The 25,538-nt window shown below is 67.9% G+C and carries 26 protein-coding genes and 2 tRNA genes; 23 read left to right on the forward strand and 5 right to left on the reverse strand.

Annotation, left to right across the window (positions count from 1 at the left end; all coding sequences use genetic code 11):
* Nucleotides 1-28: 28 nt before the first annotated feature.
* From OK17_RS09060 to OK17_RS09110, 11 genes are all read left to right on the forward strand, one after another.
* On the forward strand, nucleotides 29-886 hold the full coding sequence (locus OK17_RS09060; RefSeq protein WP_461417250.1) for a hypothetical protein: 858 nt from the start codon (nucleotides 29-31) through the stop codon (nucleotides 884-886).
* Between the two features lie 144 nt (nucleotides 887-1,030).
* Nucleotides 1,031-2,119: a PhoH family protein gene (locus OK17_RS09065; protein ID WP_040535464.1), complete on the forward strand. Its 1,089-nt coding sequence runs from the start codon at nucleotides 1,031-1,033 to the stop codon at nucleotides 2,117-2,119.
* Nucleotides 2,116-2,697 carry an rRNA maturation RNase YbeY gene (gene ybeY / locus OK17_RS09070; protein WP_461417251.1) on the forward strand — a complete coding sequence of 194 codons (582 nt, stop codon included), beginning with the start codon at nucleotides 2,116-2,118 and terminating at the stop codon, nucleotides 2,695-2,697. The genes OK17_RS09065 and ybeY overlap by 4 nt, the downstream gene beginning before the upstream one ends.
* A 2-nt stretch (nucleotides 2,698-2,699) precedes the next feature.
* Nucleotides 2,700-4,127, forward strand: coding sequence for a hemolysin family protein (locus tag OK17_RS09075; RefSeq protein WP_461417252.1), 1,428 nt, complete (start codon nucleotides 2,700-2,702; stop codon nucleotides 4,125-4,127).
* Complete coding sequence (locus tag OK17_RS09080; protein WP_006865782.1) at nucleotides 4,124-4,468, forward strand: cytidine/deoxycytidylate deaminase family protein; 345 nt, start codon at nucleotides 4,124-4,126, stop codon at nucleotides 4,466-4,468. Before OK17_RS09075 ends, OK17_RS09080 begins: the two co-directional genes overlap by 4 nt.
* Nucleotides 4,461-5,384 (forward strand): GTPase Era, encoded by a 924-nt coding sequence (era, locus tag OK17_RS09085; RefSeq protein WP_461417253.1) that lies wholly within the window; start codon nucleotides 4,461-4,463, stop codon nucleotides 5,382-5,384. The genes OK17_RS09080 and era overlap by 8 nt, the downstream gene beginning before the upstream one ends.
* 56 nt (nucleotides 5,385-5,440) lie before the next feature.
* The gene (locus tag OK17_RS09090) at nucleotides 5,441-6,847 is read left to right on the forward strand and encodes a YhgE/Pip domain-containing protein (protein ID WP_461417254.1); all 1,407 of its coding nucleotides are present in this window, start codon (nucleotides 5,441-5,443) and stop codon (nucleotides 6,845-6,847) included.
* A gap of 51 nt (nucleotides 6,848-6,898) precedes the next feature.
* On the forward strand, nucleotides 6,899-8,755 hold the full coding sequence (locus OK17_RS09095; RefSeq protein ID WP_461417255.1) for a pyruvate kinase: 1,857 nt from the start codon (nucleotides 6,899-6,901) through the stop codon (nucleotides 8,753-8,755).
* A gap of 95 nt (nucleotides 8,756-8,850) precedes the next feature.
* On the forward strand, nucleotides 8,851-9,666 hold the full coding sequence (recO, locus tag OK17_RS09100; protein ID WP_035751313.1) for a DNA repair protein RecO: 816 nt from the start codon (nucleotides 8,851-8,853) through the stop codon (nucleotides 9,664-9,666).
* A complete protein-coding gene (locus tag OK17_RS09105) occupies nucleotides 9,647-10,468 on the forward strand; it encodes an isoprenyl transferase (RefSeq protein WP_119032743.1) in 822 nt (273 codons plus the stop codon). Before recO ends, OK17_RS09105 begins: the two co-directional genes overlap by 20 nt.
* On the forward strand, nucleotides 10,465-10,866 hold the full coding sequence (locus tag OK17_RS09110; RefSeq protein ID WP_006865788.1) for a hypothetical protein: 402 nt from the start codon (nucleotides 10,465-10,467) through the stop codon (nucleotides 10,864-10,866). The genes OK17_RS09105 and OK17_RS09110 overlap by 4 nt, the downstream gene beginning before the upstream one ends.
* Before the next feature lie 129 nt (nucleotides 10,867-10,995).
* On the opposite strand, the gene OK17_RS09115 is transcribed toward OK17_RS09110, so the two are convergent.
* From OK17_RS09115 to OK17_RS09125, 3 genes are all read right to left on the reverse strand, one after another.
* Nucleotides 10,996-11,427 (reverse strand): Fur family transcriptional regulator, encoded by a 432-nt coding sequence (locus tag OK17_RS09115; protein WP_006867916.1) that lies wholly within the window; start codon nucleotides 11,425-11,427, stop codon nucleotides 10,996-10,998.
* Entirely contained in the window at nucleotides 11,424-11,795 is a 372-nt protein-coding gene (locus OK17_RS09120; protein WP_006867915.1) for an ArsR/SmtB family transcription factor, read from the reverse strand. The genes OK17_RS09115 and OK17_RS09120 overlap by 4 nt, the downstream gene beginning before the upstream one ends.
* A gap of 73 nt (nucleotides 11,796-11,868) precedes the next feature.
* On the reverse strand, nucleotides 11,869-13,365 hold the full coding sequence (locus OK17_RS09125) for a M28 family peptidase (protein WP_461417256.1): 1,497 nt from the start codon (nucleotides 13,363-13,365) through the stop codon (nucleotides 11,869-11,871).
* Nucleotides 13,366-13,567: 202 nt separating this feature from the next.
* On the opposite strand from OK17_RS09125, the gene OK17_RS09130 reads away from it, so the two are divergent.
* The 6 genes from OK17_RS09130 (at nucleotide 13,568) to OK17_RS09155 (ending at nucleotide 20,475) form a co-directional block, all read left to right on the forward strand.
* Complete coding sequence (locus tag OK17_RS09130) at nucleotides 13,568-14,953, forward strand: glycine--tRNA ligase (RefSeq protein ID WP_119032741.1); 1,386 nt, start codon at nucleotides 13,568-13,570, stop codon at nucleotides 14,951-14,953.
* A gap of 148 nt (nucleotides 14,954-15,101) precedes the next feature.
* Complete coding sequence (locus OK17_RS09135; protein WP_006867912.1) at nucleotides 15,102-15,587, forward strand: cold-shock protein; 486 nt, start codon at nucleotides 15,102-15,104, stop codon at nucleotides 15,585-15,587.
* Nucleotides 15,580-16,896 carry a deoxyguanosinetriphosphate triphosphohydrolase gene (locus OK17_RS09140; protein WP_461417257.1) on the forward strand — a complete coding sequence of 439 codons (1,317 nt, stop codon included), beginning with the start codon at nucleotides 15,580-15,582 and terminating at the stop codon, nucleotides 16,894-16,896. The genes OK17_RS09135 and OK17_RS09140 overlap by 8 nt, the downstream gene beginning before the upstream one ends.
* Before the next feature lie 197 nt (nucleotides 16,897-17,093).
* Nucleotides 17,094-19,019 carry a DNA primase gene (gene dnaG, locus OK17_RS09145; protein ID WP_461417258.1) on the forward strand — a complete coding sequence of 642 codons (1,926 nt, stop codon included), beginning with the start codon at nucleotides 17,094-17,096 and terminating at the stop codon, nucleotides 19,017-19,019.
* 71 nt (nucleotides 19,020-19,090) lie between these two features.
* Nucleotides 19,091-19,636 (forward strand): dihydrofolate reductase family protein, encoded by a 546-nt coding sequence (locus OK17_RS09150; RefSeq protein ID WP_461417259.1) that lies wholly within the window; start codon nucleotides 19,091-19,093, stop codon nucleotides 19,634-19,636.
* A 38-nt stretch (nucleotides 19,637-19,674) separates the two neighbouring features.
* Nucleotides 19,675-20,475, forward strand: a complete 801-nt coding sequence (locus OK17_RS09155) for an alpha/beta fold hydrolase (protein ID WP_461417260.1) — start codon at nucleotides 19,675-19,677, stop codon at nucleotides 20,473-20,475.
* 30 nt (nucleotides 20,476-20,505) lie between these two features.
* Here the strand turns inward: OK17_RS09155 and OK17_RS09160 are convergent.
* Nucleotides 20,506-20,579: transfer RNA gene (locus tag OK17_RS09160), tRNA-Ile, on the reverse strand.
* A 355-nt stretch (nucleotides 20,580-20,934) separates the two neighbouring features.
* Between OK17_RS09160 and OK17_RS09165 the strand changes: the two genes are divergently transcribed.
* Nucleotides 20,935-21,007 (forward strand) — tRNA-Asn (locus OK17_RS09165).
* Between the two features lie 134 nt (nucleotides 21,008-21,141).
* Here the strand turns inward: OK17_RS09165 and OK17_RS09170 are convergent.
* The gene (locus tag OK17_RS09170; RefSeq protein WP_461417261.1) at nucleotides 21,142-21,534 is read right to left on the reverse strand and encodes a winged helix-turn-helix transcriptional regulator; all 393 of its coding nucleotides are present in this window, start codon (nucleotides 21,532-21,534) and stop codon (nucleotides 21,142-21,144) included.
* Nucleotides 21,535-21,643: 109 nt separating this feature from the next.
* On the opposite strand from OK17_RS09170, the gene OK17_RS09175 reads away from it, so the two are divergent.
* From OK17_RS09175 to OK17_RS09195, 5 genes are all read left to right on the forward strand, one after another.
* The gene (locus OK17_RS09175) at nucleotides 21,644-22,504 is read left to right on the forward strand and encodes an SDR family oxidoreductase (RefSeq protein WP_461417262.1); all 861 of its coding nucleotides are present in this window, start codon (nucleotides 21,644-21,646) and stop codon (nucleotides 22,502-22,504) included.
* A 79-nt stretch (nucleotides 22,505-22,583) separates the two neighbouring features.
* Nucleotides 22,584-23,231: a dihydrofolate reductase family protein gene (locus OK17_RS09180; RefSeq protein ID WP_461417263.1), complete on the forward strand. Its 648-nt coding sequence runs from the start codon at nucleotides 22,584-22,586 to the stop codon at nucleotides 23,229-23,231.
* 52 nt (nucleotides 23,232-23,283) lie between these two features.
* The gene (locus OK17_RS09185; RefSeq protein ID WP_461417264.1) at nucleotides 23,284-24,036 is read left to right on the forward strand and encodes an isocitrate lyase/PEP mutase family protein; all 753 of its coding nucleotides are present in this window, start codon (nucleotides 23,284-23,286) and stop codon (nucleotides 24,034-24,036) included.
* A 132-nt stretch (nucleotides 24,037-24,168) separates the two neighbouring features.
* Nucleotides 24,169-24,594: a pyridoxamine 5'-phosphate oxidase family protein gene (locus tag OK17_RS09190; RefSeq protein ID WP_461417265.1), complete on the forward strand. Its 426-nt coding sequence runs from the start codon at nucleotides 24,169-24,171 to the stop codon at nucleotides 24,592-24,594.
* Between the two features lie 59 nt (nucleotides 24,595-24,653).
* Nucleotides 24,654-25,502 (forward strand): hypothetical protein, encoded by an 849-nt coding sequence (locus OK17_RS09195; RefSeq protein ID WP_461417266.1) that lies wholly within the window; start codon nucleotides 24,654-24,656, stop codon nucleotides 25,500-25,502.
* Nucleotides 25,503-25,538: the final 36 nt, after the last annotated feature.

Genomic DNA, 25,538 nt, shown 5'->3' on the forward strand with positions numbered 1-25,538 from the left:
CCTCGTGACCAGGGCAGGGTCGTCTGCCATGACTGACCGGTCCACACCGGTGCCCGAGTGGGCGAGGCTCCGCGTCCGGACCCGCTGGACATCTGTGGCCTTGATGTTCTTCGGAGCTCTCGCACTCTTCTGGCTCTGGCAGCTGGGGCGAGCGCTGTCTGACGACCGCTTCATGGATGCAGCCTTCTATGTGTGCGCGTCCGGGGCTTGCGCAGCGGTCCTCTGGGCGTCTGGGCTCGTGCTGAGGAACCGGGCGCGGTCCACCGCAGCTCCGGGGGCGGCCGAGGCGGTACCGGGCGGGATTCGGTTCGCGACATCACGTCGACTGCGGATGGCGTATCGGGTGTCTCTGACGCTGATCGCGGTCTCCTCCGGTTTGTTCGCCATCGGGATGTGGTTGGGGCAGTTCGATTTTCCGATGAGTCCGGGACAGGCAACGGTCTTCCCCTGGATCACAGCCGCGATCGCCGCATACTCCGCCATCGCCCTCGCCTGGTTCGCGACGGGACTCCTGCGATACCCGAGCATCGAGGTTTCGACTGCCGGTGTGGACGTCACCGGGTTTCGTCTGAAGCAAACCGTCGAGTGGGACGACATCGCAGACATCGTTCCGCTCGCCGACGGCAAGAATCCGGAGATCGGCATCGTCCTGAGAGACCGGGCACGAGCCGGCGTGGAGATCTTCTACCGAGGGCCCTTCGCCCCGGGGTACATGCAGGCTCAGCGATCCGTCCGGATCACCGCCGATCTCTTCGCCGTCGGTGCCGCGCCACTTCTCGACATCCTCGACTACTACGCATTCAGTCCGGAGGATCGCGCCGAGTTGGCGGATGGTCGAGCACTGCGCCGGTTGGCCGCCATGGGCCAACCGACACTCGACGGTTGACGGTCAGGAAATATTGCCTGCTGATCGGCCGTTGCATAGCGATACACTGGCCAGACAACTGTGCGTTTCCTTCAGCGAATCCTCACTGCGATTCAGCGGACGCGCGCAGGCCACAACCGCAGACCACCAGGAGTGATTTCATACGTGAGTGACGACAACCCCGACCCGAGCGGGCAATCCAGCCGAACGCAGCCGCGCCGGTCTGGGGTCACATCCACCGTCGAAGTCTCTCCCGGAGTGGTGTTCGGGCTGCTCGGTGCCAGTGACGTCAACCTTCGGACGCTCGAGCAGCTGCTTCCCGCCGACATTCATGTCCGCGGCAACCAGGTGACGCTGACCGGCGAGCCCGCCGATGTCGCCGCCTCCGAACGCGTCATCGCCGAACTCACCGACCTCGTCGGACGTGGCACCCCGCTGACCCCGGACCTCGTCCGGCACAGCGTGTCGATGCTCTCCGACGGCGGCCAGGAGTCGCCAGCCGAGGTGCTGTCGCTGGACATCCTGTCGCGCCGCGGCAAGACGATCCGGCCCAAGACGCTGAACCAGAAGCACTATGTCGACGCCATCGACGACAACACCATCGTGTTCGGGCTGGGTCCGGCCGGTACCGGCAAGACCTATCTCGCGATGGCCAAGGCCGTGCAGGCGCTGCAGTCGAAGTCGGTCAACCGCATCATCCTCACCCGCCCGGCCGTCGAGGCCGGCGAACGCCTGGGCTTCCTGCCGGGCACGCTGAGCGAGAAGATCGACCCGTATCTGCGCCCGCTGTACGACGCCCTGCACGACATGATGGATCCCGAGGCGATCCCGAAGCTGATGGCCGCGGGGGTCATCGAGGTGGCCCCGCTGGCCTACATGCGTGGCCGCACCCTCAACGACGCCTTCATCATCCTCGACGAGGCGCAGAACACGACGAGCGAGCAGATGAAGATGTTCCTGACGCGCCTGGGCTTCGGCTCCAAGGTGGTCGTCACCGGTGACGTGACCCAGGTCGACCTGCCGGGCGGTGCGAAGAGCGGCCTGATGGCGGCAACCGCGATCCTCGAGGGCATCGACGACATCCACTTCTCCCGGCTCACCAGCCAGGACGTCGTGCGGCACCGCCTGGTCGCCGACATCGTCGACGCGTACGGTCGCGCGGAGGAATCCCAGCGCACCGGTGCACGCATCGACGCCGCGATCGGCGGCAACCGCGCGGCGCGTCGTGCGGCTTCCCATGGGCGTCGCTCATGAGCATCGAACTGGCCAACGAGTCGGGGGTCGAGGTCCCGGCCGAGCTGATCATCGACGCCGCACGGTTCGCGGTGAATGCGATGGACGTGAACCCCGGCGCGCTGCTGTCGGTCCTGTGTGTCGACGAGGACACCATGGCCGACATGCACGTGCAGTGGATGGATCTGCCCGGACCCACCGATGTGATGAGCTTTCCGATGGACGAGCTCGTCCCGGGCGGTCGTCCCGACGCCACCGATCTCGGCCCGGCGATCCTCGGCGACATCGTGCTGTGCCCCGAGTTCGCGCGCAAGCAGGCCCGCGAGGCGCGTCGCTCGTTCGAGCACGAACTCGCGATGCTGACCATCCACGGTGTGCTCCACCTCCTCGGCTACGACCACGCCGAACCCGAGGAAGAGCGCGAGATGTTCGGGCTGCAGAACGAGATCCTCGACGCCTTCTACGCCGAACGGCACCGGCGCGCGCAGGAACAGCGCCAGACAGACCGTGACTCGCGGTTGCTGTCGAACATCGGATTCACCGGCACCGAACAAGGGACCGGAGACGCGGGGACGACCGGACGGTCCGAGGAAGACTGAAAGTGTCCCACGACTATTGGTTCATAGTGGCCGCAGTCGTCCTGATCGCGCTCGGCGGACTGTTCGCCGCGGTCGACACCGCGGTGTCCACGGTCTCCAACGCGCGTGTCGACGACATGGTGCGCGAGGGCCGCGCCGGCGCCCGACGCCTCGCCATCATCCTCGACGCCCGCGCCACCTACGTGGGACTGGTGGTCCTGCTGCGGGTGGTCTGCGAGACCGCGGCCGCCGCGCTCATCGCCCTGTCCGCGACCGAATGGCTCGGTGTCGGCTGGGGACTCGTCGTCGCCATCACCGCGATGACGGTCATCTCCTACGTCGCCATGGGCGTCGGGCCACGCACCCTCGGCCGCCAGCACGCGTACACCATCGCGCTGTCGATGTCGTATCTGTTGTCGGCGCTGGGAATCCTGCTCAAGCCGGTGACCCGGCTCCTCATCCTCATCGGTAACGCGCTGACCCCGGGTCGTGGTTACCGAAACGGCCCGTTCGCCACCGAGATCGAGCTGCGCGAGGTCGTCGACCTCGCCGAGGCGCGAGGTGTGGTGGCTGCCGACGAACGCCGAATGATCCACTCGGTCTTCGATCTCGGCGACACCAGCGCCCGCGAGGTCATGGTGCCGCGGCCGGAGATGGTCTGGATCGAGGCCGACAAGAACGTCCTGCAGGCCACCAATCTCGCGACACGGTCGGGACATTCGCGTATCCCGGTCATCGGCGAGAACACCGACGACGTGCTCGGCATCGTCTACCTCAAGGACATGGTGCAGCGAACGGTCGCCAAACGCCTCGACCCGACGACGCTGCGCGTCTCCGACATCATGCGCGAGGCCGAGTTCATCCCGGACTCCAAGCCACTCGACAAGGTCCTCGCCGACATGCAGCTCACGCGCAACCACATGGCGATCCTCGTCGACGAATACGGGGGCATCGCCGGGCTGGTGACGATCGAGGACGTCCTCGAGGAGATCGTCGGCGAGATCACCGATGAATACGACACCGACGAACTCGCGCCCGTCGAGGACCTCGGCGACGGCTCGTACCGGGTGTCGGCACGGCTTCCCGTCGAGGATCTCGGCGAGCTGTTCGACGTCGAGATCGAGGAGGAAGAGGTCGAGACGGTCGGTGGCCTCGTCGCCCTCGAACTCGGTCGCGTCCCGCTGCCCGGGGCAAGGGTCAAGTCCCACGGCCTGCAGCTCGTGGCCGAGGGCGGTCCCAACCGCAAGGGACGCCAACGCATCATCACGGTCCTCGTCACGCGCGTTCCCGGCACCGACGACGACGGCCGGGACTCGCACCGGCATGAATCGGCGAACGGTCGAGGGCATTCCGGCCGGCAGGGTCGTCATGACCGCACCGCGGCCCGCGAACACGAGGACGAGGGCCATCGCAGCAACCACGAGCAACCGACAGCAAGGATGAATCAGTGACCGAGACCCTCGCCGACGAGGATCAGAAGCTCGTGGTGCTCGCCCGCGGAGCACTCGCCCGCGCCGAGGCGCGTTCCGGAGCGGCCGTTCGTGACGGCGATGGCCGCACCTACGCGGGCGCCGAGGTCCGCACCAAGACCCTGACGCTCAGCGGCCTGCAGGTCGCGGTCGCCTCGGCGATCTCGAGTGGCGCCACCGCCTTCGAGGCGGCGGTGCTGGTCAACGGGGACGCCGACGACCCCGGTCTGGCCACCCTGCACGAACTGAGCCCGCAGGCCTACGCCTACGTCACCGACGCCGCCGGCCGGCCGCAGCAACGACTCGGCGGCGCCGATGTCTGAGTCCGCCCCCGAATTCCGTTCCGGCTTCGTCTGTTTCGTCGGCCGCCCCAACACCGGCAAGTCGACGCTCACCAACGCGCTGGTGGGGGAGAAGATCGCGATCACCTCCAACCGGCCGCAGACCACGCGCCACACCATCCGCGGCATCGTCAACCGGCCCGACGCCCAGCTGATCCTCGTCGACACCCCGGGACTGCACCGGCCGCGCACGCTGCTCGGCAAGCGGCTCAACGAACTGGTGCGCGACACGTACTCCGAGGTCGACGTGATCGGCGTCTGCATCCCGGCCGACGAGACGATCGGCCCCGGCGACCGCTGGATCATCTCGCAGGTCCGCGAGATGGCGCCGCGCACCACGCTTCTCGGCGTCGTCACCAAGATCGACCGGGTCGGCCCCGAACAGGTGGCCAAACAGCTCATGGCGCTCTCCGGACTCCTCGGCCCCGACGCCGAGGTGGTGCCCGTGTCGGCGAAGTCGGGCAAGCAGCTCGACGTCCTGAGCGACGTGCTCGTCAGCCTCATGGAAGAGGGCCCGGCGTTCTATCCCGACGGTGAGCTCACCGACGAACCCGAACAGGTCCTCATGGCCGAGTTCATCCGCGAGGCCGCCCTCGAAGGCGTCCACGACGAACTTCCGCATTCACTCGCCGTGGTGATCGAGGAGGTCATCGACCGCGAGGACCGGCGCCCGGACCAGCCGCCGATGGTCGACGTCCACGCGGTGCTCTTCGTCGAGCGGGACAGCCAGAAGGGCATCATCATCGGGCGCAAGGGAGCACGCCTGAAAGAGGTCGGTACAGTTGCGCGCGCACAGATCGAGCGGTTGCTGGGGACCAAGGTCTACCTGGATCTGCACGTGAAGGTCGCCAAGGACTGGCAGCGCGACCCCAAGCAGCTCCGCCGGCTGGGCTTCTAGACGAGAAGATTGACGGCACCGTCCTCGCGGACACGGGCCGCGGGGGAGGTACGTCGATGGGAACACACGAGTCGCAGGAGGCCTCCGAGACAGGTCACGGAGCGCACGAGGCGCCGGAGATCGAGGAACCGACCGGGCGGACCATCGCCGGGGTGCTCGGATCGCCCCGGTTCTGGCTCGCTCCGCTGATCCTCGTCGCGGTGCTGTTCTCGCTCATGGCCGCGCTGTACATGTCGGCCGTCGTCGACCCGCAGCGCCACCTCCACGACTTCCCGATCGCCCTCGTCAACGAGGACTCCGGCGGCGAGGTGACCGGCGCCGACGGCAAGGCCACCAAGCAGAACATCGGTGATCAGGTCGCCGACGGCATCATCTCCTCGGCCGCCGACAACGGCATCGTCGTCCGGCGCACCGATCGGTCGACCGCCCTCGGTGAACTGAACAGCGGCAAGGTGTACGGCGTCGTCATCATCGGCTCGAGCTTCACCAATCGCGCAGTCGCGCTGGGACGTTCGACGGTGCTCCCGGCGCAGCCGACGCGCCCCGCCATCGACATCTTCATCAACCGCGGGTCCGGCGCCTTCGCGTCGTCGATCACCTCGACCTTCGCCGAGCAGGTGACCACGCGGGTCAACGCCGAGGTCGGACAGCAGCTGACCGCGCAGGTGCGAGATCAGCTCGACCGCAACGACGTCACGTTCACCGGTGCCGCCCAGCTCGCGCTCGCCAGTCCGGTGGCGGTCTCGGTGACCGAGCCGACACCGCTGCCACAGGGCGCCGGAAACGGATTGTCCGCGTTCTACCTCACGCTGCTGCTGGTGCTGGCCGGCTTCACCGGCGCGATGATGGTGAGCATCGTCGTCGACGGCATGCTGGGCCAGACGCCCATCGAGTACGGCCCGTTCTACCAACTCCGCGAACGCCTCGCGATCAGCCGCTGGGCGACGCTCGCCGCCAAGTGGACCATCATGTTCCTCGTCTCGGTGGTGCTCTCGACCCTGTTCATCGCGGTCGGCTCCTGGGTGGGTACGTCCCTGCCGAACGCCTTCGTGCTGTGGCTGATCTCGATCCTCGCGATCTTCGCGGTCGGGGTGAGCGCGAGCGCGATGATGGCCGTCTTCGGCAACGCCGGCCTGTTGTTCAACCTCGTGTTCTTCGTCGTGTTCGGCCTGCCGTCGTCGGGCGGCACCCTGCCGCTCGAGGCGAGTCCGCGGTTCTTCGAGTGGATCGCCGCGATCGAGCCGATGCACGTCATCTACCTCGGCGTGCGCTCGGTCCTGTACTTCGACGCCGACCTGTCCGCCGGGCTCGCGCGGTCGGTCATCCAGTGCTTCATCGGCCTTCTCCTCGGCGTGCTGCTGGGCATGCTCGGCACCAAGTACTACGACCGCAAGGGCTGGCACCGCTACCCGGGTGGCATGACGCTTCCGCCGAAGCTGGACAAGATCGTCAACGCGGGCTGAGCGGGTTTCGCGCTCCGCCCCCTTTCCGCGGAAACCTGGCACGGTGGATGCATGGGTACGTCGGTGGAGATGTCGATCGCGGAGATGTCGGCCGCTCTGCACGACCTGCGGGACGAGCTCGACCGTGCGGAGGAGCTCGCGGGGCCGCTGATCTCCGCGGTGGCCGAACAGCATCGGGAGAGTGCGCGCAACCTCGTGCACTACGTCACGGTGCGCCGCCGCGATCTGCGTCCGCTGCAGTCGTCGATGGCCGCCCACGGGTTGTCGAGTCTCGGCCGGATGGAATCGATCGTCTACTCCTGGATCGAGACGGTCATCGAGACCGTCGACGCCCTCGCCGAAGGCCGACGCAGACACCCGATCTGGGGCGACCTCTCCGGCGGCGTGCGCATTCTCGGCGCCAACCGAGACCAGTTGTTGGGCAGCGTGCACCCGGGTGGGGCCGACGACGTGACCGCCGACCGGCCGGGTGACGAGCACGGTGAACGAGCAAGTCGGGTGATGGTCACGATGCCCACCCAGGCCGCCGACGACCCGGATCTGGTGCGACGCATGGGCGAGGCCGGGATGGACGTGGCACGGGTGAACTGCGCCCACGACGGACCCGCCGAATGGGCGCGGATGATCGAGTCGGTGCGCGGACTTCCCGGGCGTGTGCGCGTCGCGATGGATCTGGCCGGACCCAAACTCCGCACCGGACCGCTCGAACCGGGACCGAAGGTCGTGAAGGTGAAACCCGTGCGAGCCGACGACGGGACCGTCGAACGCCGGTCACGGGTGCGGATGACCACGACCCCGCCCGATCCCGATCAGGCCCTGCCCGACGGCATCGATGCGATCATCCCGGTCGACGACCTCGGCGCGGTGTCCGAGGGCGACCGACTCCGGCTTCGCGACGCACGCGGTCGCCGTCGCCGCCTGGACGTCGTCGCGGTGTCCGAAGCCGGGATCGACGCCGAATGCGACCGCACCGTCTACTACCGGACCGGGTCGTCGATCACGGCGAAACACGTCCGCGGTAAGGCTCTCGTGGTCGGGGACCTGCCGGAGAAGCGCCAGCATCTGCTGATCCGTACCGGCGACGAGATCCGACTCCAGCGTGACCTCGCGCCCACATCCGCGACCAGGGTCGGACCCCATCGCATCGGATGCGAACTCGGGGACGCCTTCGACGACGTCGAACCGGGGCACCGGGTGTTGTTCGACGACGGCAAGATCGCCGGACGCGTGCGCGAGAGACTCGACGACGAGATCGTCGTCGACGTCGAACGCGCGGGCCCGAAGGGTTCCAAGCTGCGAGCCGAGAAAGGCGTCAACCTCCCGGACACGACGCTGCACATCCCGGCGCTTACGCCCGACGATCGTGCGGCGCTCCAGTTCGTGGCGACTCACGCGGACATGGTCAACTACTCGTTCGTCCGGTCGCCGGGCGACGTCGCCGACCTCATCTCCGAACTCGAACGCCTCGACGCGCGCAACGTCGGGATCGTGCTCAAGGTCGAGACCCGCGCCGCCTTCGAATCGCTGCCGCAGATGCTGCTCGAGGCAATGCGATGGGATGCGGTCGGGGTGATGATCGCGCGGGGCGATCTCGCCGTGGAGGTCGGGTTCGGCCGGCTGGCCGAGGTGCAGGAGGAGATCCTGTGGCTCTGCGAGGCCGCGCACATTCCGGTCATCTGGGCCACTCAGGTTCTCGACGGCCTGGCGAAGAAGGGCGTTCCGTCGCGTGCCGAGGTCACCGACGCCGCGATGAGCCGCCGTGCCGAGGGGGTCATGCTGAACAAGGGCCCGTACATCGTCGAGGCCATCGAGGCGCTCACCTCGATCCTCGACCGGATGGGCGGCCACGTCGAGAAGAAGCGGTCGCTGCTGCGTCCGCTCACCTCGTTCGACATCGGCCCGCACTGACCACTGCGCCTGGAGTGGCCCCGGGCTTGCGAAGGGGCGTGTCGAAAGGGCATGTCGGGGGCGGCGGTGTCGGTGGACGGTGGGACAATCGGCGGGTGAGGTTCTACCGGGATGAGGCCGTCGTGCTCCGCCAGCACAAGCTGGGCGAAGCCGACCGCATCATCACCCTGCTGACCGCGGAGCACGGGCTCGTGCGCGCGGTCGCCAAGGGGGTGCGCCGGACACGGTCGAAGTTCGGCGCCCGTCTCGAACCCTTCGCCCACATCGACGTGCACCTGTACCCGGGACGCAGCCTCGACGTCGTCACCCAGGTACACAGCCTGCATGCCCTCACCGACGCGATCGTCGCCGACTACGGGCGTTACACGACGGCCTGCGCGGTCCTGGAGACCGCCGAGCGGCTGGCGGGTGAGGAACGCGCACCCACCCGCCAGCTGCACCGCCTCACGGTGGGTGCGCTGCAGGCGCTGGCCGAGGACCGTCGGCCGCGGGAATTGATCCTCGACGCCTATCTGCTGCGCGCCATGTACAGCGCGGGCTGGATGCCCGCGCTGGAGGAATGCGCGCGCTGCGCCAACCCCGGTCCGCACCGGGCCTTCCACGTCGCCGCCGGCGGGGCGGTGTGCCTGCACTGCCGGCCACCCGGCTCGGCCACCCCGTCGCCCGGCGTGCTCGACCTCATGGACGCGCTGTTCCGGGGCCAGTGGGAACACGTGGAGGAGTCGTCGAACTCGCTGCGCCGCCAGGCCAGCGGCCTCACCGCCGCACATCTGCAATGGCATCTCGAACGTCAGCTCCGAACCCTGCCGCTCATCGAACGCACCGCGCCTCATAGGCTGATGGAAACGGGTGTCGAGCCAGTTGTGGATGACGGGGTGAGGAGAGTCGACGATGGCGTTGCGGCCGGGTAGTTCGTCGAAGGGGCGCAAGCCGACGAGCTCACGGACAGAGGTTCGTCCCCCGGATCCTCATCCCAGCGGAGCGCGACCCCCGGCCATTCCCGCCCAGTTCGTGCCCAAGCATGTGGCTCTGGTGATGGACGGCAACGGCCGCTGGGCCACCGACCGCGGACTGCCGCGCACCGAAGGGCACAAGCGTGGCGAGGCCGTCCTGATGGACACCGTCTGCGGCTGCATCGAATTGGGCGTCGGCTGGCTGTCGGCGTACGCCTTCTCGACCGAGAACTGGTCGCGCAGCCCCGAAGAGGTCCGCTTCCTGATGGGCTTCAACCGCGACGTCATCCGCCGACGCCGCGACGAGATGCACGAGATGGGTGTCCGTGTCCGCTGGGCGGGCCGCCGACCCCGCTTGTGGCGCAGCGTCATCCGTGAACTCGAGATCGCCGAGGAACTGACCAAGGACAACACCGTGATGACGCTGACGATGTGCGTCAACTACGGTGGCCGCGCCGAGATCGCCGACGCCGCCCGTGAGATCGCCCGTCGCGCCGCGCGTGGCGAGATCGATCCCGAGCGCATCACCGAGTCGACCTTCGCGCGCTACCTCGACGAGCCCGACATGCCCGACGTCGACCTCTTCCTGCGGCCATCGGGGGAGCAGCGCATCTCGAACTTCCTGCTGTGGCAGTCGGCCTACGCTGAGATGGTCTACCAGGAGAAGCTGTTCCCCGACTTCGACCGCCGCGACCTGTGGGATGCCTGCTTGGAGTACGCCTCCCGCGACCGTCGCTTCGGTGGGGTGAAGCCGTCGTGACCGATGCCGCCGCATTGCTCGAACGTGCCGCCGTCATCGTGGCCGAGCTCGGACCCACCGACCGCCCCGACGCGGAATCCGTTGTGGTGCAGGTCGGTCCGACGCGCGCGTCGATCCGGGTGCTCACCCTATCGGACGGCCTCGACGTTCTCGCCGTGACCCAGATGGTCGCCATGGACCTGCCCAACACCCCGACCCTGCGTGACGACGTCGAAGCCTTCGGCGCCCAGATGAGCTTCGGCAGCCTCCGCCGCTCGGATCCGGCCGGTGTCACCACGGATGTGTTGCAGTACTACACATTTCCCGCCGGACGACTCGACGACCTGCCGCTGCTGACGGTCCTGCACATCGTGCTCGCCGCCGGGGTCGACGCCGCCGAACGCCTGGTCGCGAAGTAGCTTTCCGGGCGCACGTCCCGAATCCGCCCCTGAGAAAGACCCTCCACAGGGCACTCGTTGACATATCGTCGTCGGTCGCGCTGTAGAGGGCGGATTTCGGGGCGGTTTTCGTCGCGTGGCGTCGCGACGTCAGTTGTGCTGGCAGCCCTGGCAATCCGCGCACAGGCCGAACACCTCGACCGTGTGGTTGATGTCGGTGAAGCCGTGTTCGGCGGCGATGGTCGCGGCCCACTTCTCGACCGGGTCGGCCTGCACCTCGACGGTGGTTCCACAGTTGCGGCACACCAGGTGATGGTGGTGTCCCGACGAGCAGTGGCGGTACCGGGTCTCACCGGATCCGTCCCACAGGACGTCGATCTGACCGGCCTGGCTCAGGGCCTGCAGGTTGCGGTACACGGTGGTCAACCCGATGGACTCGCCTCGGCCCTTGAGGATCTCGTGGAGTTCCTGGGCCGAGCAGAAGTCGTCGGTGCCGGCCAGGGCATCGGCGATGGCCGCGCGCTGGCGCGTCGAACGGACTCCGGTGACCGGCTGCGGGCCGGACGCCTCGACGCCGGTCATCCGGACACCACCGACGGGCCGCGGTTGGTCTCGTTGGCATGGACCAGCGCGTCGACGACGATGTGGGCGACGTGGTCGTCGAGCAGTTCGTAGGTGATCTCGCGGCCGTTGCGGTGGCCGCGGACGACGCCGGCGTCCTTGAGGACGCGGAGATGCTGGCTGACCAGGGGTTGACTCAGGCCGAGGTGTCCGACGAGTTCGTGCACGCACTGCCCGCGTTCACGCAGCGAGAGCACGATCGCGACGCGGGTGGGGGAGGCGAGGGCGCGCAACAGGTCGGCGGCGGCCTCCCGTGCGGCGGCGTCGGAGTCGTCGGCCGGTCCGGATGCGCCGAACCGACCGGACCCCTCGATGGGTTCAGCCGACATGTCACTCCTCCCGGACCGTTCACAACACTGCCGCCATTCTAACGGAAATGGTTTTCAATCAGCGACGGCGGAGTCAGCCCTCCTCCCGCTGCCGCCGATCGATCGCCGGAACGCCGTCGGGACCGTTCGTCGCCAGCGCGTAGGTGGCCACCGCGTGGGCGACCGCGGCGGCATTGACGCCCAGCAGTTCGGTGTCGATGTTGTCGAGGGTGTCGCGCGGGCTGTGATAGTTCGGGTCGAAGGCTTCGCCGGCCTTGCCGCCCCACATCTCGGCCTCTTCCTCGGTCTTCCGCCGTTCGGCACCGGTCGCCACGCCGCCGGCGGGGATGCCGACCGCGATGAACGGGCCGTAGTCGGATCGGCCGTCGAAATCGACCGGACCCAGCGGGATCCCGCGGTCGGCGTAGAACTTCGCGAAGACGCGTTCGATGCCGTCGGAACCGGCGGGACCCGCCGGAGCGCCCTTGCGTTCGGAGTCGTCTCCGTCGTAGGTGAAGTACCCGCCGTTGGGTGAGGCGAGCATGTCGAAGTTCAGGTACAGCGCGAGGGCACGACGCCCGGCGGCGTCGAGACCACCGACGTACTCGGTGGACCCGAGGAGGCCGTCCTCCTCACCGCCCCAGAACGCGAAACGCACCCGCTGGGGCACGCGGGGTGACGACCCGAGGCGCAAGGCCGTCTCGAGGACCGCCGAACTGCCGCTCGCGTTGTCGTTCATGCCGGGACCCTCGGTGACACTGTCGAGGTGGGCGCCGGCCATCACGACGTCGTCGGGCGTCCCGGTGCGGGTCTCGGCGATGACGTTGCGGGTCGTGACCGGGGTGGTCTCCGCGTCGACGGACAGGCGCAGTTGCTCGGCCTCGCGCACCTGGGCGGCGTCGTCGCGGGCCACGCCGAGAACGGGTATGTCCGGCACGTCGTCGGTGTCGAGGGTCAACCCGAACGGCGGCCCGTCCTCGTTGTTCACGATGACGACCCCGACCGCACCCGCCGACTCTGCGTGGCGCGCCTTGTCGGTGAAGGTGCAGTTGCCGCGGGTGATCACCGCGAAGGACCCGCGCACCTCGGCCGGGAAATCGGCGGGTGCGCATCCCGTCGCTGCCACTGTCACCGGCTTCGCGGTGACCGGCTCGCGGGTTCCGACCGAGTACTCGAGCACGTGGCCTTTCACGTCGCGGCCGTCGGCGGAGAACTTCACCGGCCCGAGGTCGAAGCGCTTGTAGCCGAACTCCGGCGTGGTGACCTCGAATCCGGCTGCACGCAGCTGCCCCGCGACGTAGTCGACCGAGGCGTCGTAACCGGGGGTGCCCGACGCGCGCGTCCCGTCGTGGTTGTCCGCGATCTGCTGGAAGGCCCGAACGTGCCCCATGACGCGGTCGAGGGTGACCGCGTCGGCCAGTCCGGCCGGGGTGACCTCGCCGACCGGCGGTTCGACGGCCGGCGTCGACACCGGCGCCGAGGTGGCGCTGCGCACCGGGCTCTCGGCTCGGTCGGCGGAACAGCCGGCGAGAAGGGTCACCGTCGCCGCGGTGGCGGCGACGACGGGCAGCAAGCGTGCTCGAGAAATCACCCTGCCACTGTGACAGTTCCGACGGGACGGCATCGTGGGTGGCGGTGGACGGCCGGCCGAACCGACTGGTTTCGTCGAACGGATGCCCCGCTCGGTAGTCTGTAGGGGTTGCCGTGCGCTCGCCCGACCCCACCCGGTCGCCCCGCGCACGAGCAGGACAGTACGAAGCCGAACACCTTCAACCCGTGGAGAGCAGTTAACCGTGGCCGCCCAGTCCAAAGTGGAATCCGTCGTCAACCTCGCCAAGCGCCGGGGTCTGGTCTACCAGTGCGGTGAGATCTACGGCGGCACCAAATCTGCCTGGGACTACGGCCCGCTCGGCGTCGAGCTCAAGGACAACATCAAGCGGCAGTGGTGGCGGAACATGGTCATCAGCCGTGAGGACGTCGTCGGTCTCGACTCCTCGGTCATCCTGCCGCGCCAGGTCTGGGAGGCCTCGGGCCACGTCGAGGTGTTCTCCGACCCGCTCGTCGAGTCGCTGCACACCCACAAGCGCTACCGCGCCGATCACCTGATCGAGGCCTACGAGGCCAAGCACGGCCACCCGCCCGAGAACGGCCTCGCCGACATCAACGACCCGGAGACCGGCCAGCCCGGCAACTGGACCGAGCCCAAGGCCTTCAGCGGTCTGATGAAGACCTTCCTCGGCCCCGTCGACGACGAAGAGGGCCTGCACTACCTCCGCCCGGAGACCGCGCAGGGCATCTTCGTGAACTTCAAGAACGTGATGACCACCGCGCGCAAGAAGCCGCCGTTCGGCATCGCGCAGATCGGCAAGAGCTTCCGCAACGAGATCACGCCGGGCAACTTCATCTTCCGCACCCGCGAGTTCGAGCAGATGGAGATGGAGTTCTTCGTCAAGCCGGGCGAGGACGAACAGTGGCACCAGTACTGGATCGACCAGCGCTTCGACTGGTACGTCAACCTGGGCATCGATCCGGAGAACCTGCGACTCTACGACCACCCCAAGGAGAAGCTGTCGCACTACTCCAAGCGGACCGTCGACGTCGAGTACAAGTTCGGTTTCGCCGGCAACCCGTGGGGTGAGCTCGAGGGCGTGGCCAACCGCACCGACTACGACCTCTCCACCCACAGCAAGCATTCCGGTGAGGACCTGTCGTTCTTCGACCAGGCCACCGGCGAGCGCTACACCCCGTACGTCATCGAGCCGGCAGCCGGTCTGACCCGTTCGCTGATGGCATTCCTGTGCGACGCCTACACCGAGGAAGAGGTGCCGAACGCCAAGGGCGGCACCGACACCCGTACCGTGCTGCGCCTCGATCGTCGCCTCGCGCCGATCAAGGTCGCGGTGCTGCCGCTGTCGCGCAACGAGAAGCTGTCGCCGAAGGCACGCGACCTCGCCGCCGAGCTGCGCAAGCACTGGAACGTCGAGTTCGACGACGCGCAGGGCATCGGCAAGCGCTACCGCCGCCAGGACGAGATCGGCACGCCGTTCTGCGTGACCGTCGACTTCGACACCCTCGACGACCAGGCTGTGACCGTGCGTGAGCGCGACACCATGAGCCAGGAGCGCGTCGCCCTCGACAAGGTCGCCGAATACCTCGGCGGCAAGCTGCTCGGCGCCTGATCGGGAGCCGCCACACCCGGCATCCGGGTGTGGCGGAACGGTCACGATTCCGCCTGACCTGCGGATGTCTGTCACAATTGATGGCGAGTTGTCGCGCGGAGTAGGGCATGGGGTCCGTCGTGCGCGCGACGAGAGAGTGAGTGGAGTCGTGTCTGTCAGCGGGAAAGTCGTTCATTACGACGCAAATCGGGGATTCGGGTTCTTGGCGCCGGAGTCGGGCGGTGCCGATGTGTTCCTTCACATCAACGACATCGACATCGACGAGAACTCGCTGAAGCCCGGTGCCAAGGTGACGTTCGACGTCGAGGAGACCGATCGCGGTTCCAAGGCGATCAACGTCGCCGTGACCGAGGCGGCTCCGGCCGACGATGCGGCGGGTGCGCGTGCGCATCGTCGCGAGGAGCACCACGGCCGCGGGGACCGGGGCGATCGCGGCCATCGTCGTGACGACCGTGATGACCGTGGCAGCCGACGGCCGCGCGGCGGCAGCGGATCGCTCGACGCCGGTGCGTTCACCGAGGAACTGACCGAGCTGCTCCTCGACGCCGACGACGACCTCACCGCACGCCAGATCGTGGCCATCCGCCAGCGGGTCACCGATTTCGCGGTCGGCCGGGGCTGGGTGCTTGACTAGCACCCAATCCGGTTCCGGCGCCGCCGGCCATGTCCTTCCGGCCGTGGCCGCCTACGGCGACGAGGCCGTCGAACGTTACGTCCCCGAAGGTGCCAAGGTCGCGAGTCTTCCGGGCACCCGAACGGATCATCGCAGTGATTTCGCCCGCGACCGCGCGCGCGTGCTGCACTCGGCCGCGCTGCGTCGGCTGGCCGACAAGACGCAGGTCGTCGGGCCACGCGAAGGCGACACCCCGCGCACCCGGCTGACCCACTCTCTCGAGGTGGGTCAGATCGGTCGAGGCATCGCCATCGGTCTGGGTGCCGAGCCCGACCTTGTCGAACTGGCCGGCCTCGCCCACGACATCGGGCATCCGCCGTACGGGCACAACGGGGAACGGGCGCTCGACGAGGTCGCCGTCGACTGTGGTGGCTTCGAGGGCAACGCGCAGAACCTCCGCATCCTGACGCGGCTGGAACCGAAGCTGCTCGACGCCGACGGCTTCAGTGCGGGCCTCAACCTGACACGCGCCTCGTTGGACGCGACACTGAAGTACCCGTGGACGCGGCGCAGCCCGGGCGGCAAGTTCGGCGCCTATGACGACGACGCCGCCACGCTCGACTGGGTTCGTCGGAATGCTCCCGGGACCCGGAAGTGCATCGAGGCCCAGATCATGGATTGGTCCGACGACGTCGCCTACTCCGTGCACGACCTCGAGGACGGCGTCATCGGCGGTCGCATCGACCTCCGCAGCCTCGGCGACCCGCAGGATCGTCGGGAGATGGCTGAGATCGGCGCCAAGGAGTTCCCGGGTCTCGACCCGGAGGCGCTCGTCGACGCGGCTCAGCGACTCTACGAGATGGACATCGTGCGGGCGGTCGGCGTCTTCGACGGCACGCTCGACTCCTATGTCGCCCTCAAGAGACTGACCAGTGAGTTGATCGGGCGGTTCGCGTCGGCGGCCATCACCGGCACCCGTGCGGTGGTCGGGGACCGGCCGGTGTCGCGCTACGACGCCGACCTCGAGGTGCCCCCGCTCATCGCCGCCGAGGTCCCGATGCTCAAGACCATGGCGCTGCGGTTCATCTTCTCCAACGAACGCCACAAGTCGACCCAGCAACGGCAGCGGGAACGTATCCACCGTGTCGCCAACTGGTTCGTCGAGGCCGCTCCCGGCGGACTCGACCCGATCTTCGTGCCGTGGTGGAACGCCGCGACCGACGACGCCGGCAGGATGCGGGTCATCGTCGACCAGATCGCGTCGATGACCGAGGGTCGGCTGGAACGGACCGACAAGCAGAACTCCGGGGCGCAAGCGCACCTGGGGTGAGGACGGTTCGGCCCGGCGTCGAAAAGCGCCCCCGAGATACGCCCTCCACAGGGGCGCCGACGACATAGTGCGATCGGCGCGGCGCTGGAGGGCGGTTTTCGGGGGCGGTTCTCGGTGTCCGGGTCCGGTGGGAGGCATCGGGTCGTGCGTGTTGAGTGCCCGGGCAGCCTGGCTGGGGGTGTCACTACACTGGACCCGTGGCAGGCCGAATTCCCGATCGTGACATCACGGCGATCCGTGAGCAGACGAGGATCGAGGACATCGTCGGCGACTACGTCGCACTGCGCCGGGCCGGAGCCGACAGCCTCAAGGGACTGTGCCCGTTCCACGACGAGAAGTCACCGTCGTTCCACGTCCGCCCCAATCACGGCCACTTCCACTGCTTCGGCTGCGGTGAGGGAGGCGACGTCTACAGCTTCCTGCAGAAGCAGGAGCACATCAGCTTCGTCGAGGCGGTCGAGCAGCTCGCCGACCGGCTCGGCTACCAGATCAACTACGAGGGTGGCGGGACCGCGATCAAGCGGGACCGTGGCACCCGCGCCCGGCTGGTCGCCGCCAACGCCGCCGCCGCGAAGTTCTACCAGGAGAAGCTGCAGACCCCGGAGGCGCAGGCCGCGCGGGACTACCTGTCGGAGCGCGACTTCGACGCCGCGGCCGCGATCCAGTTCGGCTGCGGATACGCGCCCGCCGGGTGGGACACGATGACCAAGGCCCTGCTGTCGCAGGGTTTCGAGTTCAGCGAGCTCGAGGCGGCGGGCCTCTCCAAGCAGGGCCGCAAGGGCCCCATCGACCGGTTCCACCGTCGGCTGCTCTGGCCGATCCGCAACCTCGGCGGCGACATCATCGGCTTCGGAGCCCGCAAGCTCTACGACGACGACAACCTCGGCAAGTACATGAACACGCCGGAGACCATGCTGTACAAGAAGTCTCAGGTGTTGTTCGGTCTCGACCACGCGAAGAAGAGCATCGCCAAGGGGCATCAGGTGGTCGTGGTCGAGGGTTACACCGACGTCATGGCCATGCATCTCGCCGGCGTCACCACCGCCGTCGCCTCGTGTGGCACCGCCTTCGGCGAGGACCACCTCGCGCTGATCCGTCGTCTGATGATGGACGACTCGTACTTCCGGGGCGAGGTCATCTACACCTTCGACGGCGACGACGCCGGAAAGGCCGCCGCGCTCAAGGCTTTCGAGGGCGAGCAGTCCATCTCGGGCCAGACCTTCGTGGCGATCGCCCCCGAGGGCATGGACCCGTGCGAGCTCCGGCAGGCCCGGGGCGACGCCGCGGTCCGAGACCTCATCGCGCGCCGGGTTCCGATGTTCGAGTTCGCGATCAAGACGCTGCTGACCGAACACGACCTGGACACCGCCGAGGGACGCGTCCACGCCCTGCGCGACACGGTCCCGGTGGTCGCCCGCATCAAGGACATCGCGCTGCGCGACGAGTACGCCCGACAGCTCGCCGGCTGGGTCGGCTGGGAGGAAGTCAGCCAGGTCCTCGGTCGGGTGCGTGAAGAGGGCGCAAGGATCCGGAAGGCGAAGGGCGGCGGCGAATCCGGGCGCGGCGGTCGGCGCGGTGCTCCCGCACGCAACCGGCCGGAGGCGGAGGCCGCACCGACGTCGGCACGCCCCCAGCCCAACGACCCGCGGCTGTGGCCCCAGCGCGAAGCTCTCAAGGCTGCGCTGCAATACCCGGCGATCGCCGGCACCGTCTTCGACTCGCTGCCCGTCGAATGCTTCGACGAACCGGCCTACGCCATTGTGCGGCAAGCGATGATCAGCATCGGCGGCACGTCGTCGGGCCTCGGTGGGGCCGCCTGGGTCGACTCCGTGCGCAACGCCGTCGACGACCCGGTCATAGATCCGTTGGTCACCGAACTCGCCGTCGAGTCGATGCCCGTCGACGAGGACAACATCGCCCGCTACATCACCAGCGTCCTCGCCCGCCTGCAGGAGGTGTGGGTCGGTTCGCAGATCGCCGACATCAAGTCGCGTCTGCGCCGGATGGCCCCGAGCGACGACCCGGACGGTTACAACGCCGTCTTCGGCGACCTCGTGGCCCTGGAGGCCTACCGCCGCAGCCTCCTCGAGCAGGCTCTCGACCCGACGGTCGACGTCGGCTGAGCACTCGTCGCGATGACTTCTCGTCGTTCGCCCGGTCTGTACATCGACCACATCTGAACGGAGAACACGACATGGCGACGACGATCTACTCGGCAGCGGCATCGCTCGACGGCTTCATCGCCGGTCCCGGCGGCGACATGTCCTGGCTGACCCGGTTCTTCGGCGAGGATGCAGGCGAGGGCGGCGACAGCACGGCAGCTCTGCGTCTGCGGGAGGGGACCGGCTCCCTGCTGGTGGGCAACCGGAGCTTCCGCGGCGACGACCCCAACAAGGGGACGGACCGCGAGGGAGCCTTCGAAGGTGAATTCTCGGGACCCACAGTGGTTCTCACGCACAACCCACCCGCGGAACCCGAGGAGGGAGTCACCTTCGTCTCCGACCTGCACCGCGCCGTCGAGGATGCCAAGCGACTGGCGGGCGATGGGTACGTCACGGTCATCGGCGCCGACGTCGCGCGTCAGATGATCGACGCCGGACTACTCGACGAGGTCCTGCTCTTCCACGTCCCGGTCTTCCTGGGCGACGGGGTCCGGGTCTTCGACCGTCCCGGCGGAGGGGAGGTGCGCCTGACGCGTATCCCCGGCGAGACCGAGTTCTGGTGCCGCGTCGAGAGGTGAGCGGGATCGGGTGTCGCGCGGTGTGAGAGCCTGGATTCATGACGACGGTGTCGATCGGCGATCTCACGGTGAACTACTCGGAACAGGGGAGTGGCGAAAGTTCCTCGACGCCAATTGTTCTGGTGCACGGACTGGGCGAGGACAATCGTAGCTGGGCGCACACGCAGCGCGACCTCGCCGACCTGCACACCTACGCCTACGACCTCCGCGGCTTCGGCTCGACGACGGTCGGGGAGGCCGAGGGAACCCTGGACCAGCTCGGACGAGATCTCGTCGGGTTTCTCGAGACGGTGACCGGTCCGGCGATCGTGGTCGGCTTCTCCGCCGGCGGGACGATCGTGCTGTGGGCCGCTGCCGAACGGCCTGACCTGGTGAGCCGCGCCGTCGTCCTCGGCACCTCGTCGGTGGTGGGACGGGCCGCGGCCGAGTTCTACACCCAGCGCGCCGATCAGGCCGCTGACACCGCCACCGACGAGTTTCGCGGCGCGATGCGCGACGACACCGTCGCCGGACTGGTCTCCGCTCACGATCGCGTCGACGAGGTCACGGCCAGGAGGCTCGAGGCAGTCGGGGAGGGCGCAGGCTATGCGAACGCAGCACGCGCGATGGCCGGGGTGCGCGAACAGCCCCTGACCCCACGGCTTTCCGATATCCGGCAGCACGTCGACGTCGTCGCTGCCGATCGTGACGCGCTGTGTCCGGAGAAGGCCGCGAAGATGATCGTCGACGGCCTGGCGGACGTGACCTACCGCGTGATCCCGGACGCCGGGCACCTGATGAACGTCGACAACCCGGCCGCCGTGACCGCCGCATTACGCGAGGCGATCGTCGGCGCCTAGGCGTCGGCGAAAACCAACTCGCACCGTTTGTGGGGAGTGCGGGGCTCGAACCCGCGACCTACGGATTATGAGTCCGCGGCTCTAACCGACTGAGCTAACTCCCCATGCGGGCACCTGGCCCGCGGGAGGAGATTACCGCACGGTCTCCCGGCGGCTGCAGCCTGCTGCGGTGCGAAACCGCGCGCAGCCGATGGGCGTGGTTCGGGAGGGGTGGATCGACGCGGAGCGGCGGTCCTACGTCGAGAGAGGGGCGCCGCCCAGTCCGATGGTGCTCGTGCCCGACAGCATCGACGTAACGGTCGGCATCCCCAGACGCCATTCCGAGTGCGAGGCATCGCCGCGAACTGCCACGGCCGTCTCGTCGCTGACCTGCCGTTTTGTTGTAGGGCGGCGGCATGCGCTAGAGTCTGTCCTCGGTTCGAGTGAAGCGCTTTCGGCGCCGAACGAGGGCCAGAGCAATCCCCCATAGCTCAATTGGCAGAGCATTCGACTGTTAATCGAACGGTTACTGGTTCGAGTCCAGTTGGGGGAGCAGAACGAGGAGCCCGCCCCTGCGAACGCAGGCGGCGGGCTTTTTCGTTGGCGTCTCACAAACCCACCTTTTTTCGGCAGGATCACCACTTGCGCGGGGGTGGGTTTGCCGAAAAGGGGTGGGTTTGCGGACGGTCAGGCCTTCGCCGCGTTCCGTTCGTCGTACTCCGCCTGCGCCTCGCGCACCGTCGGCATGCTGTCCTGCACCAGGTCGATGAGCCCCTGCAGCTGATCTGCCACCTGCCGGCCGAGGGGAGTGAGGTGGTACTCGACCTTCGGCGGGATCGCTTCCAGGACGGTCCGCACGACCATGCCGTCGCGTTCGAGATTCTGAAGCGTCTGCGACAGCATCCGCTCACTCACCCCGTCGACGCGGCGTCGTAGCGCGCTGAACCGATAGTTGCTCTCGCCCAATGCGATCAGGACCAGACTGCCCCAGCGGCCGGTGACCGTCTGCAGCGTCGATCTCGACGAGCAGTCACGTGCGAAGACGTCCGCTTCGAGGGACCGGTCGTCGTGATCGGGCATGGCCTCAGGTTAGCGAAGGTCACATCGATACGCTAACCAACCGTATTGAACTTACGAAAAGTAAGTGGGTACTGTCTCGGGGACAGACCATTGCGACGAGGGAGAAACAATGACGATTGCAGTGACGGGTGCGACGGGCCAGCTCGGTGGACTGGTGATCGACGAGCTGCTCGGGCGGGGAGTTCCGGCCACGGACATCGTGGCGATCGTGCGGGACGAGGCGAAGGCCGCCGACCTGGCGTCGAAGGGTGTTCAGATCCGGGTTGCCTCCTACGAGGAACCCGGCGCGCTGCGACGCGCGCTCGACGGCGTCGACAAGCTCCTGCTCGTCTCGGGCTCGGAGGTCGGGCGTCGAGTTCCGCAGCACACGAACGTGATCGAGGCTGCGGAAGCTACCGGGGTGAAGCTCATCGCCTACACGAGCCTCCTCAACGCGACTACGAGCGGACTCGGACTGGCGCCCGAACACGTGGCCACTGAGAAGCGCCTCGCCGAGTCGTCGATCCCGGCGGTGTTCCTGCGCAACGGCTGGTACTGGGAGAACTACCTGCAGGCCATCGGTCAGGCGGTCTCGTCCGGTGCGTTGTTCGGTGCGGCGGGCGAGGGCAAGGTCGCCGGTGCGGCCCGCGCCGACTATGCGGCGGCCGCCGCTGCGGTCCTCACCTCTGACACCGACCAGGGCGGCAAGATCTACGAGCTCGGCGGCGACGAACGACTCACCTACGCCGATCTCGCAAAGATCATCGGCGAGGTCGCCGGCAGGACCGTCGAGTACCGCGACCTGCCGGAGGCCGACTACGCGAAGGTCCTCGCCGACAACGGCGTTCCGGAGCAGTTCGCCGCCGTGCTGGCGGGCTCCGACGCCGGCATCGCCCGCGGGGAGCTCGACACCACCTCCGGCGACCTGCAGGCGCTGATCGGCCGGTCGTCGACGCCGGTTGCCGAGATCGTCAAGGCTGCCATCGCCTGAGCTGCGCCGACCGATGAGTTTTGCTGCGGTGCCGAGTCTGTCCTGGTTGGATTGCTCGACGACGACAGGAGCGGAAGTCATGCCGCAGCTACTCAGAGTGCAGAACTTCGCGGTCTCGCAGGACGGGATCGGTGCCGGTGAGAACCAGACCTTCGAGCGGCCGTTCGGCGACACCGTCGAACCCTGGGAGCTGATGTCCTGGGCAGGGGCCACCGCGAGCTGGCCCAACCGCACCGATCCCGGCGGCACCCGCGGCCTCGACGACTACTTCACCCGCGATTTCACCCACAACATCGGCGCGGAGATCATGGGCCGCAACAAGTTCGGACACCAGCGCGGCCCGTGGGCCGACCATGAATGGCAGGGATGGTGGGGCGACGAGCCGCCGTTCCACACCCCGGTCTTCGTCCTCACCCACCACGTGCGGCCGTCGTTCACGTTGGGTGAGACCACCTTCCACTTCCTCGACGCCACGCCGGCCGAAGCGGCGGAGAAGGCGAAGACCGCAGCCGACGGCAAGGACGTCCGGATCGGCGGGGGAGTCAGCACCGTCCGGGAGTTCCTCGACGCCGATCTCATCGACACGCTGCACATCGCGGTCGCACCCGTCACCTACGGAAACGGCCTGCGGCTGTGGAACTCGCCCACCGAGTTGGAGGACCGTTTCGAGCACGAAGTAGTCCCGAGTCCCAGTGGGGTCACCCACCACTTGTTCTGGCGGAAGTAGTTTTTCGCCAACCCTCGGAATGTGCGCGTCGACCGGCGTAGTTGTAGGGGTCATGACGGAACTCGCCGACAAGGCCAAGACCCTGCTCGAACTCCACAAGCCCGGAGACCCGGTGATCCTGCCGACAGTGTGGGACGCGTGGTCGGCGAATCTGGCGGTCTCCGCCGGGTTCACCGCCCTCACCGTCGGCAGTCACCCGGTGTCGGACTCGATCGGCAAACCCGACAACGAGGGCATCACCTTCGGAGAACTCACCACGCGGATCAAACAGATCACCGCCGCGGTCGACGCCCCGATCTCCGTCGACATCGAATCCGGCTACGGCGAAGACCCCAAGACGCTGATCGACGGCCTCATCGACGCCGGGGCCGTCGGCCTCAACATCGAGGACACCGTGCACCGTGAAGGCGGGCGACTCCGCGAGGCGCAGGAGCACGCCGACTTCGTGGCTGCCCTGCGTGCCGCGTCGGACGCCACCGATGTCCACGTCGTCGTCAACGCCCGCACCGACCTGTTCCTCAAGCAGGTCGGCGACGAATCCGACCGCGTCGACCGCGCCATCGCACGGATGAAACTCTGCGCGGAGGCCGGTGCCGACGTGCTCTATCCCGTCGGATTCCACGATGACGTGACCCAGAAGCGGCTCACCGAAGAACTCCCGCTCCCGGTCAACGCCATCGGGCACCCGACCAAGAACAACAAGGCGGCACTCGCCGCGCTCGGCGTCGGACGCGTGAGCTTCGGCCCGCTGTTCCAGATGGTGCTCGCCGAACGTGCCGCCGAGGTGCTCGCTCCCTGGAAGTAGGCATACCCCCGGTATGGCCCGTCAGTAGACGTCGCGGATCGTGACGGTCGACGCCACGTTCCGCTACATCTGCAGGCCCGGTGCCTCGTGAATCGGGCACGAATTGTCGGAGGCCGGGTCTACCGTCGGAGCATGGCACTCACCAAGAACGAAAGAGAAGCGTTTCTGGCAGAACCACACGTCGCGGCGTTGGCCGTCGAGGCCGAAACCGGGCGGGCGCCGTTGACGGTGCCGATCTGGTATCAGTACGAGCCCGGCGGCCGACCATGGCTGCTCACCGGCACCGAGTCGCGGAAGCTGAACCTCATCCGGACCGCGGGGCGGTTCACTCTCATGGTCGACGAGGTGTCGCCGCGACTCATGTACGTCTCGGTGTCGGGCGATGCCGTGGACATGGTCGCCGGAACCCGAGACGACCTGCGAGAGATGGCATCTCGGTACCTGCCGCCTCAGGCCGTCGAACCGTACATCGAGATGGCCGAGAAGGAACACGGTCCGCAGACCAAGGTGTACCTCGACCCCCAGCAGTGGGTGTCGCTGGACCTCGGCAGCCTCTGACATCCGCGGCGGTATGACGCCGGACACAATGCCCGAGGCGGCATCGCTACATTGAACCCATGCCGAAGCCTCGTCAGACCTCCGACGCCCCCGACGCCACCTCGGTGACGCCCGACGTCGACGACGTCGTGACCCCGCTCGACGGCAACGAATTCCTGCAGGCCAACCGCACGAACCGGGAGAAGTACCGGGCCGAGGCGGAGGCCAAGGCGGCGAAAGCGGCCCGCAAGGCGGCCCGTCGCGGGGAAGCCGACGATGCCGACGTCTCGACGAGCGACGCCACCCCCGAGGACACGACCGACTCGGACGCGACGGAGTCCGCCGAGGACCGGACGCCGCGCAAGCTCGACCCGGCCGCGGCGTCGGGCAAGCGAGACCGCTGGACCGGGTGGGCGACCAGTCTCGGGAAGAAGACCTGGGCGGTCGTCGCGCTGGTGGCGGTCGCTGTGGTCCTCGCGGCGTCGACCGCGGCGCTGGCCGTCGCCTACATCGACGCCGACCATCGGGCCGACACTGCTGCCGGTGCGATCGACACGACGATCCTCGACACCGCACGCAAGTACGCCGCCGAGCTCACCACCTACAACTCGGGCGACTACTCCGACCTCGACCGTCGAATCCGCGAGATCTCCACTCCCGCGTTCACCCAGACCTACATCGAGTCCTCGCAGGACGCCCGAAAAGGCTCCACCGAGGCGGAGGCCGTGTCGACCGCGAAGGCCGACAACGCCGGCATCATGTCGCTCGACGACGGGAAGGCCGTTGTCCTCGTGACACTCGACCAGACCATCAAGTCGCCGCAGACCGCGCAGGAATTCCCCGAGGGATTTCCGTACCAGACGCGCGTCAAGGTGACCCTGGTGCAGCAGGACGGCCGCTGGCTGATGGACGATTTCGCGGTGCTGTAGGGGCTGATTTCGATACGGCTCCTCGCTGCGCTCGTC

This window comes from Gordonia sp. GN26 (assembly GCF_054823965.1).

What these genes read in the sequence shown, in the direction of transcription:
- OK17_RS09155 (WP_461417260.1), top strand. Translation starts at nt 19,675, where the DNA reads ATGACGACGGTGTCGATCGGCGATCTCACGGTGAACTACTCGGAACAG.
- OK17_RS09090 (WP_461417254.1), top strand. Translation starts at nt 5,441, where the DNA reads ATGGGAACACACGAGTCGCAGGAGGCCTCCGAGACAGGTCACGGAGCG.
- era (WP_461417253.1), top strand. Translation starts at nt 4,461, where the DNA reads ATGTCTGAGTCCGCCCCCGAATTCCGTTCCGGCTTCGTCTGTTTCGTC.
- OK17_RS09195 (WP_461417266.1), top strand. Translation starts at nt 24,654, where the DNA reads ATGCCGAAGCCTCGTCAGACCTCCGACGCCCCCGACGCCACCTCGGTG.
- OK17_RS09190 (WP_461417265.1), top strand. Translation starts at nt 24,169, where the DNA reads ATGGCACTCACCAAGAACGAAAGAGAAGCGTTTCTGGCAGAACCACAC.
- OK17_RS09120 (WP_006867915.1), bottom strand. Translation starts at nt 11,795, where the DNA reads ATGTCGGCTGAACCCATCGAGGGGTCCGGTCGGTTCGGCGCATCCGGA.
- OK17_RS09170 (WP_461417261.1), bottom strand. Translation starts at nt 21,534, where the DNA reads ATGCCCGATCACGACGACCGGTCCCTCGAAGCGGACGTCTTCGCACGT.
- ybeY (WP_461417251.1), top strand. Translation starts at nt 2,116, where the DNA reads ATGAGCATCGAACTGGCCAACGAGTCGGGGGTCGAGGTCCCGGCCGAG.
- OK17_RS09150 (WP_461417259.1), top strand. Translation starts at nt 19,091, where the DNA reads ATGGCGACGACGATCTACTCGGCAGCGGCATCGCTCGACGGCTTCATC.
- OK17_RS09060 (WP_461417250.1), top strand. Translation starts at nt 29, where the DNA reads ATGACTGACCGGTCCACACCGGTGCCCGAGTGGGCGAGGCTCCGCGTC.
- OK17_RS09175 (WP_461417262.1), top strand. Translation starts at nt 21,644, where the DNA reads ATGACGATTGCAGTGACGGGTGCGACGGGCCAGCTCGGTGGACTGGTG.
- OK17_RS09105 (WP_119032743.1), top strand. Translation starts at nt 9,647, where the DNA reads ATGGCGTTGCGGCCGGGTAGTTCGTCGAAGGGGCGCAAGCCGACGAGC.
- OK17_RS09180 (WP_461417263.1), top strand. Translation starts at nt 22,584, where the DNA reads ATGCCGCAGCTACTCAGAGTGCAGAACTTCGCGGTCTCGCAGGACGGG.
- OK17_RS09095 (WP_461417255.1), top strand. Translation starts at nt 6,899, where the DNA reads ATGGGTACGTCGGTGGAGATGTCGATCGCGGAGATGTCGGCCGCTCTG.
- OK17_RS09185 (WP_461417264.1), top strand. Translation starts at nt 23,284, where the DNA reads ATGACGGAACTCGCCGACAAGGCCAAGACCCTGCTCGAACTCCACAAG.
- OK17_RS09115 (WP_006867916.1), bottom strand. Translation starts at nt 11,427, where the DNA reads ATGACCGGCGTCGAGGCGTCCGGCCCGCAGCCGGTCACCGGAGTCCGT.